The sequence below is a fragment of the Brucella pseudintermedia genome (genome assembly GCF_008932435.1).
Classification (GTDB): domain Bacteria; phylum Pseudomonadota; class Alphaproteobacteria; order Rhizobiales; family Rhizobiaceae; genus Brucella; species Brucella pseudintermedia.
Genome location: NZ_WBWE01000003.1, coordinates 39,123 through 51,810 on the forward strand (window position 1 = coordinate 39,123; position 12,688 = coordinate 51,810).

Sequence of the window (12,688 nt, forward strand, 5' to 3'; positions counted from 1 at the left end):
CAAGACGATGCAGAAGATTCGCAAAGGCGACAGCGTTGTCGTGCTGTCCGGTAAGGACAAGGGCCGTAAGGGCGAAGTTCTCAAGGTTATGCCGAAGGATGAGCAGGCGCTCGTTCGCGGCATCAACATTGTAAAGCGCCATCAGCGTCAGACCCAGACTCAGGAAGCCGGCATTATCTCCAAGGAAGCGCCGATCCACCTGTCCAACCTGGCAATTGCTGATCCCAAGGACGGCAAGCCGACCCGCGTCGGTTTCCGCGTCGAGGACGGCAAGAAGGTTCGTGTCGCAAAACGTTCTGGAGCGCTGATCGATGGCTGAAGCTAAGGCACTTCCCCGCTTCAAGAAGCTTTACAACGAAAACATTCGTAAGGCCCTGCTTGAAGAATTCAAATACGACAACGAGATGCAGATTCCGCGCATCACCAAGGTTGTCCTCAATATGGGCGTTGGCGAAGCCACGGGCGATTCCAAGAAGCCTGCGGTTGCTGCTGAAGATCTCAGCCAGATCGCCGGCCAGAAGGCTGTCGTGACCCGCGCCCGTAACTCGATCGCAACCTTCAAGTTGCGTGAAGGCATGCCAATCGGCACGAAGGTTACCCTTCGCCAGGACCGCATGTATGAATTCCTTGATCGTCTTGTCACGATCGCTCTTCCTCGCGTCCGCGACTTCCGCGGCCTGAACCCGAAGAGCTTTGACGGCCGCGGCAACTATGCCATGGGCATCAAGGAGCACATCGTGTTTCCGGAAATCAACTACGATAAGGTTGATCAGATCTGGGGCATGGACATCATCGTTTGCACGACCGCCAAGACGGATGATGAAGCGCGCGCTCTTCTGCGTGCATTCAACTTCCCCTTCCGGCAGTAACGGCAAGCGTAGCGAGGTATATTAATATGGCCAAGACTAGCGCAGTCGAAAAAAACAAGCGCCGCGAAAAGTTGGTTAAGCGTCACGCTGGCAAGCGTGCACGTCTGAAGGCGATCGTAATGGATCAGGGCCTTCCGCTGGAAGAGCGCTTCCGCGCCACCATCCGGCTTGCCGAACTGCCGCGCAATTCATCGAAGGTTCGTATTCGCAATCGTTGCGAAGTTTCGGGCCGTCCGCGTGGTTACTACCGTAAACTGAAGATGTCGCGTATTGCGCTCCGTCAGTTGGGTTCGCTCGGTCAGGTACCGGGCATCGTCAAGTCGAGCTGGTAAGGAGTAGCATATGTCTGTGTCAGATCCTATCGGCGATATGCTGACCCGTATCCGCAACGCAGTAGGCCGCAAGAAGACCAAGGTTACGACCCCGGCTTCCAAGCTGCGCGCTCGCGTTCTCGATGTCCTTCAATCCGAAGGCTACATCCGCGGATACACGCAGAGTGAGTTCGTGAACGGCAAGGCCGAGATCGAAATCGAACTGAAGTACTATGAAGGTGTTCCGGTTATCCGTGAGATCAGCCGCGTATCGAAGCCTGGCCGTCGCGTTTACGTGTCAGTCAAGTCGATCCCGCAGGTCGCGAACGGCCTCGGCATCTCGATCCTCTCCACGCCGAAGGGCGTGATGGCGGATCATGAAGCCCGTGAACAAAACGTTGGTGGTGAGCTGCTCTGCCGCGTCTTCTGATGCGGTTGACAGCGAACAGATAAAAGACAGGTATCAAAATGTCTCGTATCGGTAAGAAACCCGTGCCGGTCCCGGCAGGCGTGACCGCCAGTGTTGATGGGCAGATCGTCAAGGCAAAGGGCGCGAAGGGTGAACTCTCCTTCGTCGTGCACGATGAAGTTCTGGTCAAGATGGAAGACGGCGCTGTAAGCGTCGATCCGCGCGATCAGTCGAAGGAAGCTCGTTCGAAGTGGGGCATGTCCCGCACGATGATCTCCAACATTTTCGTTGGCGTGAAGGACGGCTTTGAGAAGAAGCTCGAAATCAGCGGCGTTGGTTACCGCGCCGCCATGCAGGGCAAGAACCTGCAGCTTTCGCTCGGCTTCAGCCACGAAGTGATCTATGACGTGCCTGCCGGTATCACGGTTGCTGTTCCCAAGCCGACGGAAATCGTCGTTTCGGGCATCGACAAGCAGCAGGTCGGTCAGGTCGCGGCTGAGATCCGCGAATATCGCGGCCCCGAGCCTTACAAGGGCAAGGGCGTCAAGTATGCTGGCGAGAAGATCGTCCGCAAAGAAGGCAAGAAGAAGTAAGGGAAGCGCGTCATGGCATCGCCAAAAGAAACTTTGCAGCGTCGCGCTGCTCGTGTACGCCGCCAGATCAAGGCTGTGGCCAATGGCCGTCCGCGTCTCAGCGTGCACCGTTCTTCCAAGAACATCTACGCCCAGATCATCGACGACGTTCGCGGCGTTACGCTCGCGGCCGCTTCGACTCTCGATGGCGACCTCAAGGGCAAGCTCAAGACCGGCGCCGACTCCGCAGCAGCTGCTGCCGTTGGCAAGCTGGTTGCTGAGCGCGCCGTCAAGGCTGGCGTCAAGGACGTAGTGTTCGACCGTGGTGCATTCATTTACCACGGCCGTGTGAAGGCTCTCGCCGAAGCTGCCCGCGAAGGCGGCCTCAGCTTCTAATTAGCATTTGTGCTTCCGGAAAAGAAAAAGGAAATCAGGATATGGCACAGAGAGAACGTAACCGCGAGGATCGCGGCCGTGAGGAGCGCGACAGCGAATTCGTCGATAAGCTCGTTCACATCAACCGTGTTGCCAAGGTCGTCAAGGGCGGCCGTCGCTTCGGTTTTGCTGCGCTCGTCGTCGTTGGCGATCAGAAGGGCCGCGTAGGCTTCGGTCATGGCAAGGCACGTGAAGTGCCGGAAGCTATCCGTAAGGCTACGGAAGCCGCCAAGCGCGACATGATCTTCGTACCGCTGCGTTCGGGCCGTACGTTGCATCACGATGTCGAAGGCCGTCACGGCGCTGGCAAGGTTCTGCTTCGCGCGGCTCCTGCCGGTAAAGGTATCATCGCCGGTGGTCCAATGCGTGCAGTGTTCGAAACGCTTGGCGTTCAGGACGTTGTCGCCAAGTCGCTCGGTTCGTCGAACCCTTACAACATGGTTCGTGCGACGTTCGATGCTCTGAAGCATCAGATGCATCCGAAGGACATCGCTGCACAGCGCGGCATCAAGTACTCGACCCTTCAGGCTCGCCGCCATGATGTGGTCGGTTCGGAAGAATAGCCGATAGTTTGTGTTAGTCCGGGGCCACGCAGTTCCAGCAAAAGTGTAAAGCGGTTTTGCCTTAGAATTGCGAGTAAATGGCCACCGGATACGCCATAGACAAGGATTTGAGTGATGGCTGAGAAGAAGGGCAAGACGGTTACGGTCGAGCAGATCGGAAGCCCCATCCGTCGTCCAGCCGAGCAGCGCGCAACGCTGATCGGTCTGGGTCTTAATAAAATGCACCGCCGCAGCACGCTGGAAGATACTCCGGCAGTCCGCGGCATGATCGCCAAGATTCCACACCTCGTTCGCGTTGTGGACGAGGCGTGATAGCGCAGGGAGATAGAGATATGAAACTCAACGATCTGCGTGATAAGCCAGGTTCGGTCAAGGCGCGCAAGCGTGTTGGTCGCGGTATCGGTTCGGGCACCGGCAAGACCGGCGGTCGCGGCGTCAAGGGTCAGAAATCCCGTTCGGGCGTTTCGATCAATGGCTTCGAAGGCGGCCAGATGCCAATCTACCGCCGCCTGCCGAAGCGCGGCTTCACCAACATCTTCGCAAAGAGCTTCAATGTTGTATCGCTTGGCCGTATTCAGGCCGCTATCGATGCAGGCAAGCTCGACGCCAAGGCTGTTGTGAACCTCGATTCGCTGAAGGCTGCTGGCGTGATTCGTCGCGCCAAGGACGGCGTTCGCATCCTTTCGGACGGCGAGTTGAAGGCAAAGGTTGCCTTCGAGGTAGCCGGTGCTTCCAAGGCTGCAGTCGAAAAGATCGAAAAGGCCGGCGGTAGCATCAAGCTTCCGGAAGCCGCTGCCGAATAAGGCTTCGATACAAAAATAAAAAGCGGCGGCCTTAGTGCCGCCGCTTGCACATTTATGCCAATGCGCATATCTGGGTAGGGTCTTTTTAGTCTCGAGGCGCGACCGCTGTAGATTGCGCTGACGGGGGCGGAGGACCGGAGACTTTTCACCGGAGAAATTTAATGGCATCGGCTGCTGAACAGCTAGTTTCCAATCTCAATTTTTCGGCTTTCTCGAAGGCAGAAGAACTCAAGAAGCGCATCTGGTTCACGCTGGGTGCTTTGCTCGTATACCGGTTCGGCACCTATATTCCGCTTCCCGGCATCAATCCTGACGCACTAGCGCAGGCATTCCAGCAGCATAGCCAGGGTGTGCTCGGGCTCTTCAACATGTTCGCCGGTGGCGCCGTGGGCCGAATGGCCATTTTTGCGCTCGGCATCATGCCCTATATCTCTGCCTCCATTATCGTGCAGCTCATGACGTCGGTCGTTCCGTCGCTTGAAGCGCTGAAGAAGGAAGGCGAGGCGGGTCGCAAGATCATCAATCAATACACGCGTTACGGCACGGTGCTTCTGGCGCTTGTGCAGGCCTACGCGATTTCGGTCGGCTTGCAGTCGGGCAATGGCATTGTCACCAATCCGGGGCCGTTCTTCATCGTTTCATCGGTGATTACCCTTGTCGGCGGCACGATGTTCCTGATGTGGCTCGGCGAGCAGATTACTGCGCGCGGTATCGGTAACGGCATTTCGCTGATTATCTTCTCCGGCATCGTGGCCAACCTGCCGCACGCCATATCCGGCACGCTGGAACTGGGCCGTACCGGTGCGCTGTCGACGGGCCTTATTCTGGGTGTCATCATCCTGGCCGTTGTGCTGATCGCGGTCATCGTTTTTGTTGAACGCGCACAGCGTCGCCTTCTGATCCAGTATCCGAAGCGTCAGGTCGGCAACCGCATGTTCCAGGGCGACACGTCGCACCTGCCGTTGAAGCTCAATACAGCAGGCGTTATTCCTCCGATTTTCGCCTCGTCGCTGCTGCTTCTGCCCGCAACGATTGCAGGCTTTGCCAATACGACGGAAATGCCTGCTTGGGCGACGACCATTCTCAATGCGCTCGGTCACGGGCAGCCGCTTTACATGCTGTTCTACGCTGCATTGATGGCATTCTTCTGCTTCTTTTATACGGCCATTGTGTTCAATCCCAAGGACACCGCTGACCAGCTCAAGAAGCATTCCGGCTTTATTCCGGGCATCCGTCCGGGTGAGCGCACGGCCGAATATATAGACTATGTGCTGACACGCATCACTGTTGTCGGCGCCATCTATATCGTGCTTGTCTGTCTCCTGCCGGAATTCCTGATTTCCGCAACCGGTGTGCCGTTCTATCTCGGTGGCACCTCGCTGCTGATCGTTGTGAGCGTGACGCTCGATACGGTTGCGCAAATTCAGGGGCATCTGATCGCCCATCAGTACGAAGGGTTGATCAAGAAGTCCAAACTCAGAGGTGGGAAACGCAATAAATGAGACTGATACTTCTTGGGCCGCCCGGAGCAGGTAAGGGGACGCAGGCTGGACTTCTTACCAAGAAGCATGGAATTCCTCAGCTCTCGACTGGCGATATGCTGCGTGCGGCAGTCGCCCAGCAGAGTGAGATCGGGAAGCGCGCCAAGGCCGTGATGGATGCCGGGCAACTGGTTTCCGACGAGATCGTGAACCAGATCGTGTCGGAGCGTATCGATGCTCCTGATTGCGCGAACGGTTTCATCCTTGACGGTTACCCGCGCACAGTGCCGCAAGCGCAGGCTCTGGGAACCATGTTGGCGGGCAAGGGCCTCAAGCTCGACGCAGTGATCGAGTTGAAGGTTGACGAGAATGCACTCGTCAAGCGGATGGAAAGCCGTGTGGCTGACACGATTGCCAAGGGTGGTCAGGTTCGCTCCGACGACAATCCGGAAGCTTTCCGGAAGCGTCTCGTGGAGTACCGCGAAAAGACTGCGCCGCTTTCCAGCTATTATGCGGGTACCGGTGAGTTACGCGTCATCAATGGCATGGCGCCGGTTGAAGAAGTTACTGCCGAGATCGAGAGGATTCTGGTTCCGGCATAGAATTAAGAGGCTTGAAGAAGCCTTGTTCCATGCGGGCAGGGAATGCGTGAAGCGTTTTCTGCCCGTTTATTGCTTCCAAAAGTTGATTGAATCGTCTGTGAGCCCGGTTTCAGGGCTTTACCGACGTTTAAGAGTTGACTTTTTCGGACGATTCCGTCAAAGACTGCGCCACTTCAACTGGTTTTGAACGGCGGGTAGCGGCGGAAATCGAAAGAGGCCGATACCGGTCGTTTAATGCTGTCTGGTTGATCGCATCTGCCAGATGGAAACTTTATAACTCAAGGAGAACAGACGTGGCACGTATCGCTGGCGTCAACATCCCGACGAACAAGCGCGTTGTTATTGCGCTTCAATACATCCACGGGATTGGACCGAAATTTGCGCGGGAAATCGTAACGAAGGTTGGCATTGCTGACGATCGTCGCGTTAACCAGCTGTCGGATGCTGAAGTCCTTCAGATCCGCGAAGCAATCGATGCTGACTACCAGGTCGAAGGTGACCTGCGTCGTGAAGTTTCGATGAACATCAAGCGCCTGATGGACCTGGGTTGCTACCGCGGCCTGCGTCATCGCCGTTCGCTGCCGGTTCGCGGCCAGCGCACGCACACCAACGCACGCACCCGCAAGGGTCCGGCGAAGGCAATCGCAGGCAAGAAGAAGTAATTTCGACGGGACGCATGTTCCGTCGAGCCTTTCCGGTGCGCCGGTTGGGTTTGATGCTGGTCCTTTCTCGAGGACCGGTGTAGCCGCTGGAATTACGGCGGTGTAGAGATCGATTGAAAGGACTATCATGGCCAAGGAAGCCACGCGCGTTCGCCGTCGCGAGCGTAAAAACATCTCGTCGGGCGTTGCCCACGTAAATTCGACGTTCAACAACACCATGATCACCATCACGGATGCTCAGGGCAATGCGATTGCCTGGTCGTCTGCCGGTGCTCAGGGTTTCAAGGGTTCGCGTAAGTCGACCCCGTTCGCCGCTCAGATCGCTGCCGAAGATTGCGCCAAGAAGGCGCAGGAACACGGCATGCGTTCCCTCGAAGTCGAGGTTTGCGGACCGGGCTCTGGCCGTGAATCCGCGCTGCGCGCCCTTCAGGCTGCCGGCTTTGTGATCACGTCGATCCGCGATGTTACGCCGATCCCGCACAACGGTTGCCGTCCGCGCAAGAAGCGCCGGGTCTAATCCTCGTTCACATGCCGTACGAGCCTCGGGCTTTTCAAGTTCGGGGCTCCTCTGCGGTTTCTTCACTTGATCGCTACGATAGGATGGTAGCGACGATTGATAGAGGGATACTCACATGATCCAGAAGAACTGGCAGGAACTCATCAAGCCGAACAAGGTGGATTTCATCACCAACGGCTCCCGCACGCATGCAACCGTCGTTGCTGAACCGCTGGAACGCGGCTTCGGTCTGACGCTCGGCAATGCCCTGCGTCGCGTGCTTCTGTCGTCGCTTCGCGGCGCTGCCGTGACCGCCATTCAGATCGATGGCGTTCTGCATGAATTCTCTTCGATCCCGGGCGTCCGCGAAGACGTTACGGATATCGTTCTGAACGTCAAGGAAATCGCCATCCGCATGGAAGGCGAGGGCCCGAAGCGCATGGTCGTCCGCAAGGAAGGCCCAGGCGTCGTTACGGCTGGCGACATTCAGACCGTCGGCGATGTCGAGATCCTCAATCCGGATCACGTCATCTGCACGCTGGACGAAGGCGCTGAAATCCGCATGGAATTCACCGTCAACACCGGCAAGGGCTATGTGCCTGCCGACCGCAACCGCGCGGAAGACGCTCCGATCGGGCTTATCCCGGTCGACAGCCTGTATTCGCCGGTTCGCAAGGTGTCGTACAAGATCGAGAACACCCGTGAAGGTCAGGTTCTCGATTATGACAAGCTGACGCTGAACATCGAGACAAACGGCTCGGTTAGCGGTGAAGACGCAGTGGCTTACGCTGCTCGTATTCTCCAGGACCAGCTGGCGATCTTCGTCAACTTCGAAGAGCCTCAGAAGGAAGCTCCGCAGGAACAAGTTGCGGAACTGGCCTTCAACCCGGCTCTGCTCAAGAAGGTGGACGAACTCGAACTGTCGGTCCGTTCGGCAAACTGCCTGAAGAACGACAACATCGTCTACATCGGCGATCTGATCCAGAAGACGGAAGCCGAGATGCTGCGGACTCCGAATTTCGGCCGCAAGTCGCTCAACGAGATCAAGGAAGTTCTGGCATCGATGGGTCTCCATCTCGGTATGGAAATCCCGTCCTGGCCGCCGGAAAACATCGAAGATCTCGCAAAGCGCTACGAAGACCAATATTAAGACCGGCAATCCGGCTAGAACTAATTAAGGAGAAGGCTCATGCGTCACGGTAACGGATACCGTAAGCTGAACCGCACTGCCTCGCACCGCAAGGCGATGTTCGCCAACATGGCTGCTTCGCTTATCGAACACGAGCAGATTGTGACGACGCTTCCAAAAGCTAAGGAAATTCGCCCGATCGTTGAAAAGCTTGTCACGCTCGGCAAGCGCGGCGATCTGCATGCCCGCCGTCAGGCTATCTCGGCTATTCGCGACGTCAAGCTCGTCGCCAAGCTGTTCGATACGCTGGCTGCTCGCTATGCAACCCGCAATGGCGGCTACATCCGCATCATGAAGGCCGGCTTCCGCGCTGGCGACAACGCGCCGCTGGCCGTTGTCGAATTCGTGGAACGCGACGTCGATGCAAAGGGCAAGGCTGACCGCGCCCGCGTCGAAGCCGAACAGGCTGCGGAAGCAGATGCAGCGTAATCTGCGCTGATTTTCGATTGCTAAAAAAGGGTCGCCTTGCGCGGCCCTTTTTGTTTGCGCATTTGACGGAAAATTGCACGGCTTTCATCCAACGTCACAATGTAGCCCTTTATCCTTGTCCTCAGTTGACTACATTCAAGATTGATTTCATGTCCGCTTTCACAGAAGCGGCAGTAGGCTTGATAAGCGCGGAGTATGTGCATGAATTGGCGACGTCTAGGTATATTGGGGCTTGTACTGACATCCATCGGATTGGCTGTGCCGCCAGCTGTGGCGCAGGACGCGCCTGCGACGCCTCAAAAACAGATACCGCTCAATCGTGCCGATATGCAGTTGTCCTTCGCTCCGCTTGTGAAGGAAACAACTCCGGCTGTTGTAAATGTCTATGCCGCGCGTCAGGTGCAGGCGCGTTCGCCCTTCGCTGGCGATCCTTTTTTTGAACAATTCTTCGGACGACAGTTCGGTGAAAGCAAGCCGCGCATCCAGCAATCGCTCGGTTCCGGTGTGATCGTTGACAGTTCGGGCATCGTGGTGACGAACAATCACGTCATCAAGGATGCCGATGAAATCAAGGTCGCCTTGTCAGATGGTCGCGAGTTTGAAAGCAAATTGCTTCTGCGCGATGAAACCACTGATCTCGCTGTGCTGAAGATCGAAGCGAAGGACAAGTTTCCGGTGCTCGGCCTCGGCAATTCCGATGATGTGGAAGTTGGCGATCTGGTGCTGGCGATCGGAAATCCATTTGGCGTTGGCCAAACTGTGACGAGCGGTATCGTGTCCGCCCAATCGCGCACACAGGTTGGCATTTCCGATTTCGATTTCTTTATCCAGACTGATGCCGCCATCAATCCCGGAAATTCGGGCGGTGCGCTGATTGACATGCGCGGGCGCCTGATCGGCATCAACACCGCAATCTATTCGCGTTCCGGCGGCTCGGTGGGGATCGGATTCGCGATTCCTTCAAACATGGTTCGCGCCGTTGTTGAAGCCGCTCAAAAGGGCAGCACGAGTTTCGAGCGCCCTTATATCGGCGCGACTTTCCAGGGTGTGACCGCCGATCTGGCCGAAGGTCTCGGCATGGACAAGCCGTACGGCGCCTTGATCACCGCGATCGCAAAGGGTGGACCGGCTGAAACCGCAGGGCTGAAAATCGGCGATGTGGTTTTGTCCGTTCAGGGAGTTCGCGTCGATAATCAGGACGTTCTTGGCTATCGTCTTTCGACGGCGGGCATTGGCAACACCGTGTCGGTTGAAATCATGCGTAATGGCAAGAACCAGACCATCCCGGTGAAACTGTCCAAAGCGCCGGCTGTCAAGGAAACGGAACCGCAGGTTATTGAAGGCGATAATCCCTTTGCGGGAGCATCCGTGCTTGAGCTCACGCCCTCCGCGGCTGCAAAACTGCGCCTCAAGCGCGACAGTCAGGGGGTCGCTATCATTGACATTTATTCCGGTTCGCCGGCAGCCCGACTGGGCTTGCGCCCCGGCGATATCGTTCGCAGCATCAACGGAAATTCCATTCGCACCGTGGGCGATCTGACTGCGATTCTGGAAGCGGGGCGCGGTCTCGCATGGCGGCTTGAGGTGGAGCGCAACGGAATGCTGTTGCGCCAGTTTGTGCGCTAAGCCGATGCTGGCAGATCGCTAAAAGTTGCATGCCGCTTCGGGCCGCATTATGCCTGAAGCGGTATAGTCTTTGATAGAGCAATTGAATGAGCGACCTTTTTTCAGCAGCGGCAGACCCGAACGCGGACCGCAACCGGCCGCTTGCTGACCGCCTGCGACCAAAGCATCTGTCGGAAGTGACCGGTCAGGAGCACTTGACCGGACCCGAAGGTGTACTGACGCGCATGATCGCATCCGGCTCTCTCGGCTCCATGATCTTCTGGGGGCCTCCCGGAACCGGCAAGACGACGGTCGCCCGCCTGCTTGCGGGAGAGACCGATCTGGCGTTCGAGCAGATTTCGGCGATTTTCTCGGGTGTTGCTGATCTCAAGAAGGTTTTTGAAGCTGCGCGCGCCAGACGCATGTCCGGTCGGCAGACCTTGCTTTTCGTGGACGAAATCCATCGCTTCAATCGCGCGCAGCAGGACAGTTTTCTGCCGGTCATGGAAGACGGCACCGTCATCCTGATTGGCGCCACCACGGAGAATCCGTCTTTCGAACTCAACGCCGCTCTTTTGTCCCGGGCGAGGGTGCTGACTTTTCACCCTCATGATGGCGAGAGCATCGCGACGCTTCTGACCCGCGCTGAGGAGCAGGAAGAGCGCCCGTTGCCGCTGGACGAGGAAGCACGCGCCAGTCTCATTCGCATGGCCGATGGGGATGGGCGTGCTGCGCTGACGCTTGCCGAGGAAGTCTGGCGCGCTGCGCGCCCGGATGAGGTGTTCACGGCAGAAAAACTACAGGACGTGGTACAGCGCCGCGCTCCCGTCTATGACAAGGGGCAGGACGGGCATTACAATCTGATTTCCGCGTTGCATAAATCCGTTCGCGGATCAGATCCGGATGCGGCGCTCTATTATCTTTCGCGTATGTTCGATGCGGGCGAGGACCCCTTATATCTCGGTCGGCGGCTTGTGCGCATGGCGGTAGAGGACATTGGCCTTGCCGATCCACAGGCCCTTGTTATCTGCAATGCAGCCAAGGATGCCTATGACTATCTGGGGTCGCCGGAGGGCGAACTGGCCTTGGCACAGGCCTGCGTTTATCTTGCGACCGCGCCAAAATCGAATGCGGTTTATATGGCCTATAAAGCCTCTATGCGTGCGGCCAAGGAAAACGGTTCGCTGCTGCCGCCGAAGCATATTCTCAATGCGCCGACCAAGCTCATGAAGAACGAGGGATATGGCGAGGGCTATGCTTACGACCATGATCAGCCGGATGCTTTTTCAGGGCAGGATTATTTTCCCGAGAGCATGGGCAGACAGAAATTCTACGACCCACCGGAGCGGGGCTTCGAGCGGGATATTCGCAAGCGCCTGGAATACTGGGCTCGCTTGCGGCAGGAGCGTCAGGGACGCAGATGATGGCAGGAGCGGTTCTGTTTCAACAGAACCGCTCTTTTCATCTGGATATGCGCTATCCCCATAGTTATCCACATTCGTCCACAGTCCAAGTCGCGGCCATATTCGCCGCGGCTTTTAATTTGCTTCTTCACAAGAGGTTGTAGTCGTCTGAGAGGACCGACCTGTCATTAGAAAGGTCTTCTTAATCTTTACATTTTATCAATCTTTGCAAAGAGACGAGGTTTTCCATGATGCGCGTTTTGTTTCTCGTCGCGCTCGTGATCCTTGGAGGCTGCGCGACCGCCCCACGGCAGGTCACCAATGTGTGCGCGGTCTTCGATCAACGCGACGGTTGGTTCAATAACTGGCAGACGGCTGCCACGCGGGTTTCGCGCGAGTTCGGTGTTCCGGTTCCGGTTCTGATGGCCACGATCTATACAGAATCGGGCTTCCGGCCCTATGCGCGCCCGCCGCGCACCAAGATACTCTGGATCATTCCGTGGAAGCGGTCGTCCAGCGCCTATGGCTATTCGCAGGCGTTGAACGGCACGTGGGATCGTTACAAGCGGGAAACGGGTCGCTGGACGGCATCGCGCACCAATTTTGCGGACGCGGTCCACTTTATCGGCTGGTATCACTATCAGAGCCACCTGAAGAACGGCATCAATCGTGCCGATGCCTACAGCCTTTATCTCGCTTACTATTCAGGCCATGGCGGCTATGCACGCGGCGCCTGGCGCGGGAATGCGACGGCGCTCAACGGGGCAAAACGGGCCCAATCCATGGCCAATCGTTATGCCGCGCAGTTGCGCAATTGCGGAGGCTTCAGTTAAAAAGCGACTGGCCGGATTCAATTTCG

Annotated in this window: 18 protein-coding genes; all 18 read left to right on the forward strand. The window is 57.1% G+C overall.

Annotated features, from left to right (window positions below; genetic code table 11):
- The first annotated feature begins 7 nt into the window (after window positions 1-7).
- Entirely contained in the window at window positions 8-319 is a 312-nt protein-coding gene (rplX, locus tag F9K78_RS04715; RefSeq protein WP_006467020.1) for a 50S ribosomal protein L24, read from the forward strand.
- Window positions 312-869: a 50S ribosomal protein L5 gene (rplE, locus tag F9K78_RS04720; protein WP_006467019.1), complete on the forward strand. Its 558-nt coding sequence runs from the start codon at window positions 312-314 to the stop codon at window positions 867-869. The genes rplX and rplE overlap by 8 nt, the downstream gene beginning before the upstream one ends.
- Before the next feature lie 26 nt (window positions 870-895).
- Window positions 896-1,201: a 30S ribosomal protein S14 gene (gene rpsN / locus F9K78_RS04725; RefSeq protein WP_006467018.1), complete on the forward strand. Its 306-nt coding sequence runs from the start codon at window positions 896-898 to the stop codon at window positions 1,199-1,201.
- A gap of 10 nt (window positions 1,202-1,211) precedes the next feature.
- The gene (rpsH, locus tag F9K78_RS04730) at window positions 1,212-1,610 is read left to right on the forward strand and encodes a 30S ribosomal protein S8 (protein WP_121983765.1); all 399 of its coding nucleotides are present in this window, start codon (window positions 1,212-1,214) and stop codon (window positions 1,608-1,610) included.
- Window positions 1,611-1,648: 38 nt separating this feature from the next.
- Window positions 1,649-2,182: a 50S ribosomal protein L6 gene (gene rplF, locus F9K78_RS04735; RefSeq protein ID WP_121983766.1), complete on the forward strand. Its 534-nt coding sequence runs from the start codon at window positions 1,649-1,651 to the stop codon at window positions 2,180-2,182.
- A 12-nt stretch (window positions 2,183-2,194) separates the two neighbouring features.
- Entirely contained in the window at window positions 2,195-2,557 is a 363-nt protein-coding gene (gene rplR / locus F9K78_RS04740; RefSeq protein ID WP_008505670.1) for a 50S ribosomal protein L18, read from the forward strand.
- A gap of 41 nt (window positions 2,558-2,598) precedes the next feature.
- Entirely contained in the window at window positions 2,599-3,159 is a 561-nt protein-coding gene (rpsE, locus tag F9K78_RS04745) for a 30S ribosomal protein S5 (protein WP_006467009.1), read from the forward strand.
- Window positions 3,160-3,273: 114 nt separating this feature from the next.
- Window positions 3,274-3,471 (forward strand): 50S ribosomal protein L30, encoded by a 198-nt coding sequence (gene rpmD, locus F9K78_RS04750; RefSeq protein WP_121983767.1) that lies wholly within the window; start codon window positions 3,274-3,276, stop codon window positions 3,469-3,471.
- A gap of 20 nt (window positions 3,472-3,491) precedes the next feature.
- Complete coding sequence (gene rplO, locus F9K78_RS04755; protein ID WP_002964343.1) at window positions 3,492-3,962, forward strand: 50S ribosomal protein L15; 471 nt, start codon at window positions 3,492-3,494, stop codon at window positions 3,960-3,962.
- A gap of 161 nt (window positions 3,963-4,123) precedes the next feature.
- Window positions 4,124-5,464: a preprotein translocase subunit SecY gene (gene secY, locus F9K78_RS04760; protein ID WP_121983768.1), complete on the forward strand. Its 1,341-nt coding sequence runs from the start codon at window positions 4,124-4,126 to the stop codon at window positions 5,462-5,464.
- Window positions 5,461-6,045: an adenylate kinase gene (locus F9K78_RS04765; protein WP_121983769.1), complete on the forward strand. Its 585-nt coding sequence runs from the start codon at window positions 5,461-5,463 to the stop codon at window positions 6,043-6,045. The genes secY and F9K78_RS04765 overlap by 4 nt, the downstream gene beginning before the upstream one ends.
- Before the next feature lie 293 nt (window positions 6,046-6,338).
- Window positions 6,339-6,707, forward strand: a complete 369-nt coding sequence (gene rpsM / locus F9K78_RS04770; RefSeq protein WP_006467002.1) for a 30S ribosomal protein S13 — start codon at window positions 6,339-6,341, stop codon at window positions 6,705-6,707.
- A gap of 127 nt (window positions 6,708-6,834) precedes the next feature.
- Window positions 6,835-7,224: a 30S ribosomal protein S11 gene (gene rpsK / locus F9K78_RS04775; protein WP_002964339.1), complete on the forward strand. Its 390-nt coding sequence runs from the start codon at window positions 6,835-6,837 to the stop codon at window positions 7,222-7,224.
- 115 nt (window positions 7,225-7,339) lie between these two features.
- Entirely contained in the window at window positions 7,340-8,353 is a 1,014-nt protein-coding gene (locus tag F9K78_RS04780) for a DNA-directed RNA polymerase subunit alpha (RefSeq protein ID WP_006467001.1), read from the forward strand.
- A 39-nt stretch (window positions 8,354-8,392) separates the two neighbouring features.
- Window positions 8,393-8,821 (forward strand): 50S ribosomal protein L17, encoded by a 429-nt coding sequence (rplQ, locus tag F9K78_RS04785; RefSeq protein WP_006467000.1) that lies wholly within the window; start codon window positions 8,393-8,395, stop codon window positions 8,819-8,821.
- A gap of 201 nt (window positions 8,822-9,022) precedes the next feature.
- On the forward strand, window positions 9,023-10,447 hold the full coding sequence (locus tag F9K78_RS04790; RefSeq protein WP_121983770.1) for a DegQ family serine endoprotease: 1,425 nt from the start codon (window positions 9,023-9,025) through the stop codon (window positions 10,445-10,447).
- An 86-nt stretch (window positions 10,448-10,533) separates the two neighbouring features.
- On the forward strand, window positions 10,534-11,850 hold the full coding sequence (locus F9K78_RS04795) for a replication-associated recombination protein A (RefSeq protein ID WP_121983771.1): 1,317 nt from the start codon (window positions 10,534-10,536) through the stop codon (window positions 11,848-11,850).
- Window positions 11,851-12,077: 227 nt separating this feature from the next.
- Window positions 12,078-12,662, forward strand: a complete 585-nt coding sequence (locus tag F9K78_RS04800; RefSeq protein WP_121983772.1) for a transglycosylase SLT domain-containing protein — start codon at window positions 12,078-12,080, stop codon at window positions 12,660-12,662.
- Window positions 12,663-12,688 lie beyond the last annotated feature (26 nt).

Excerpts from the sequence above, each read along its gene's own strand:
- rplQ (WP_006467000.1), top strand. The coding sequence starts at position 8,393 with ATGCGTCACGGTAACGGATACCGTAAGCTGAACCGCACTGCCTCGCAC.
- rpsH (WP_121983765.1), top strand. The coding sequence starts at position 1,212 with ATGTCTGTGTCAGATCCTATCGGCGATATGCTGACCCGTATCCGCAAC.
- rplO (WP_002964343.1), top strand. The coding sequence starts at position 3,492 with ATGAAACTCAACGATCTGCGTGATAAGCCAGGTTCGGTCAAGGCGCGC.
- rpsN (WP_006467018.1), top strand. The coding sequence starts at position 896 with ATGGCCAAGACTAGCGCAGTCGAAAAAAACAAGCGCCGCGAAAAGTTG.
- F9K78_RS04795 (WP_121983771.1), top strand. The coding sequence starts at position 10,534 with ATGAGCGACCTTTTTTCAGCAGCGGCAGACCCGAACGCGGACCGCAAC.
- F9K78_RS04790 (WP_121983770.1), top strand. The coding sequence starts at position 9,023 with ATGAATTGGCGACGTCTAGGTATATTGGGGCTTGTACTGACATCCATC.
- F9K78_RS04780 (WP_006467001.1), top strand. The coding sequence starts at position 7,340 with ATGATCCAGAAGAACTGGCAGGAACTCATCAAGCCGAACAAGGTGGAT.
- rpsE (WP_006467009.1), top strand. The coding sequence starts at position 2,599 with ATGGCACAGAGAGAACGTAACCGCGAGGATCGCGGCCGTGAGGAGCGC.
- F9K78_RS04765 (WP_121983769.1), top strand. The coding sequence starts at position 5,461 with ATGAGACTGATACTTCTTGGGCCGCCCGGAGCAGGTAAGGGGACGCAG.
- rplR (WP_008505670.1), top strand. The coding sequence starts at position 2,195 with ATGGCATCGCCAAAAGAAACTTTGCAGCGTCGCGCTGCTCGTGTACGC.
- secY (WP_121983768.1), top strand. The coding sequence starts at position 4,124 with ATGGCATCGGCTGCTGAACAGCTAGTTTCCAATCTCAATTTTTCGGCT.
- F9K78_RS04800 (WP_121983772.1), top strand. The coding sequence starts at position 12,078 with ATGATGCGCGTTTTGTTTCTCGTCGCGCTCGTGATCCTTGGAGGCTGC.
- rplE (WP_006467019.1), top strand. The coding sequence starts at position 312 with ATGGCTGAAGCTAAGGCACTTCCCCGCTTCAAGAAGCTTTACAACGAA.
- rplX (WP_006467020.1), top strand. The coding sequence starts at position 8 with ATGCAGAAGATTCGCAAAGGCGACAGCGTTGTCGTGCTGTCCGGTAAG.
- rplF (WP_121983766.1), top strand. The coding sequence starts at position 1,649 with ATGTCTCGTATCGGTAAGAAACCCGTGCCGGTCCCGGCAGGCGTGACC.
- rpmD (WP_121983767.1), top strand. The coding sequence starts at position 3,274 with ATGGCTGAGAAGAAGGGCAAGACGGTTACGGTCGAGCAGATCGGAAGC.
- rpsK (WP_002964339.1), top strand. The coding sequence starts at position 6,835 with ATGGCCAAGGAAGCCACGCGCGTTCGCCGTCGCGAGCGTAAAAACATC.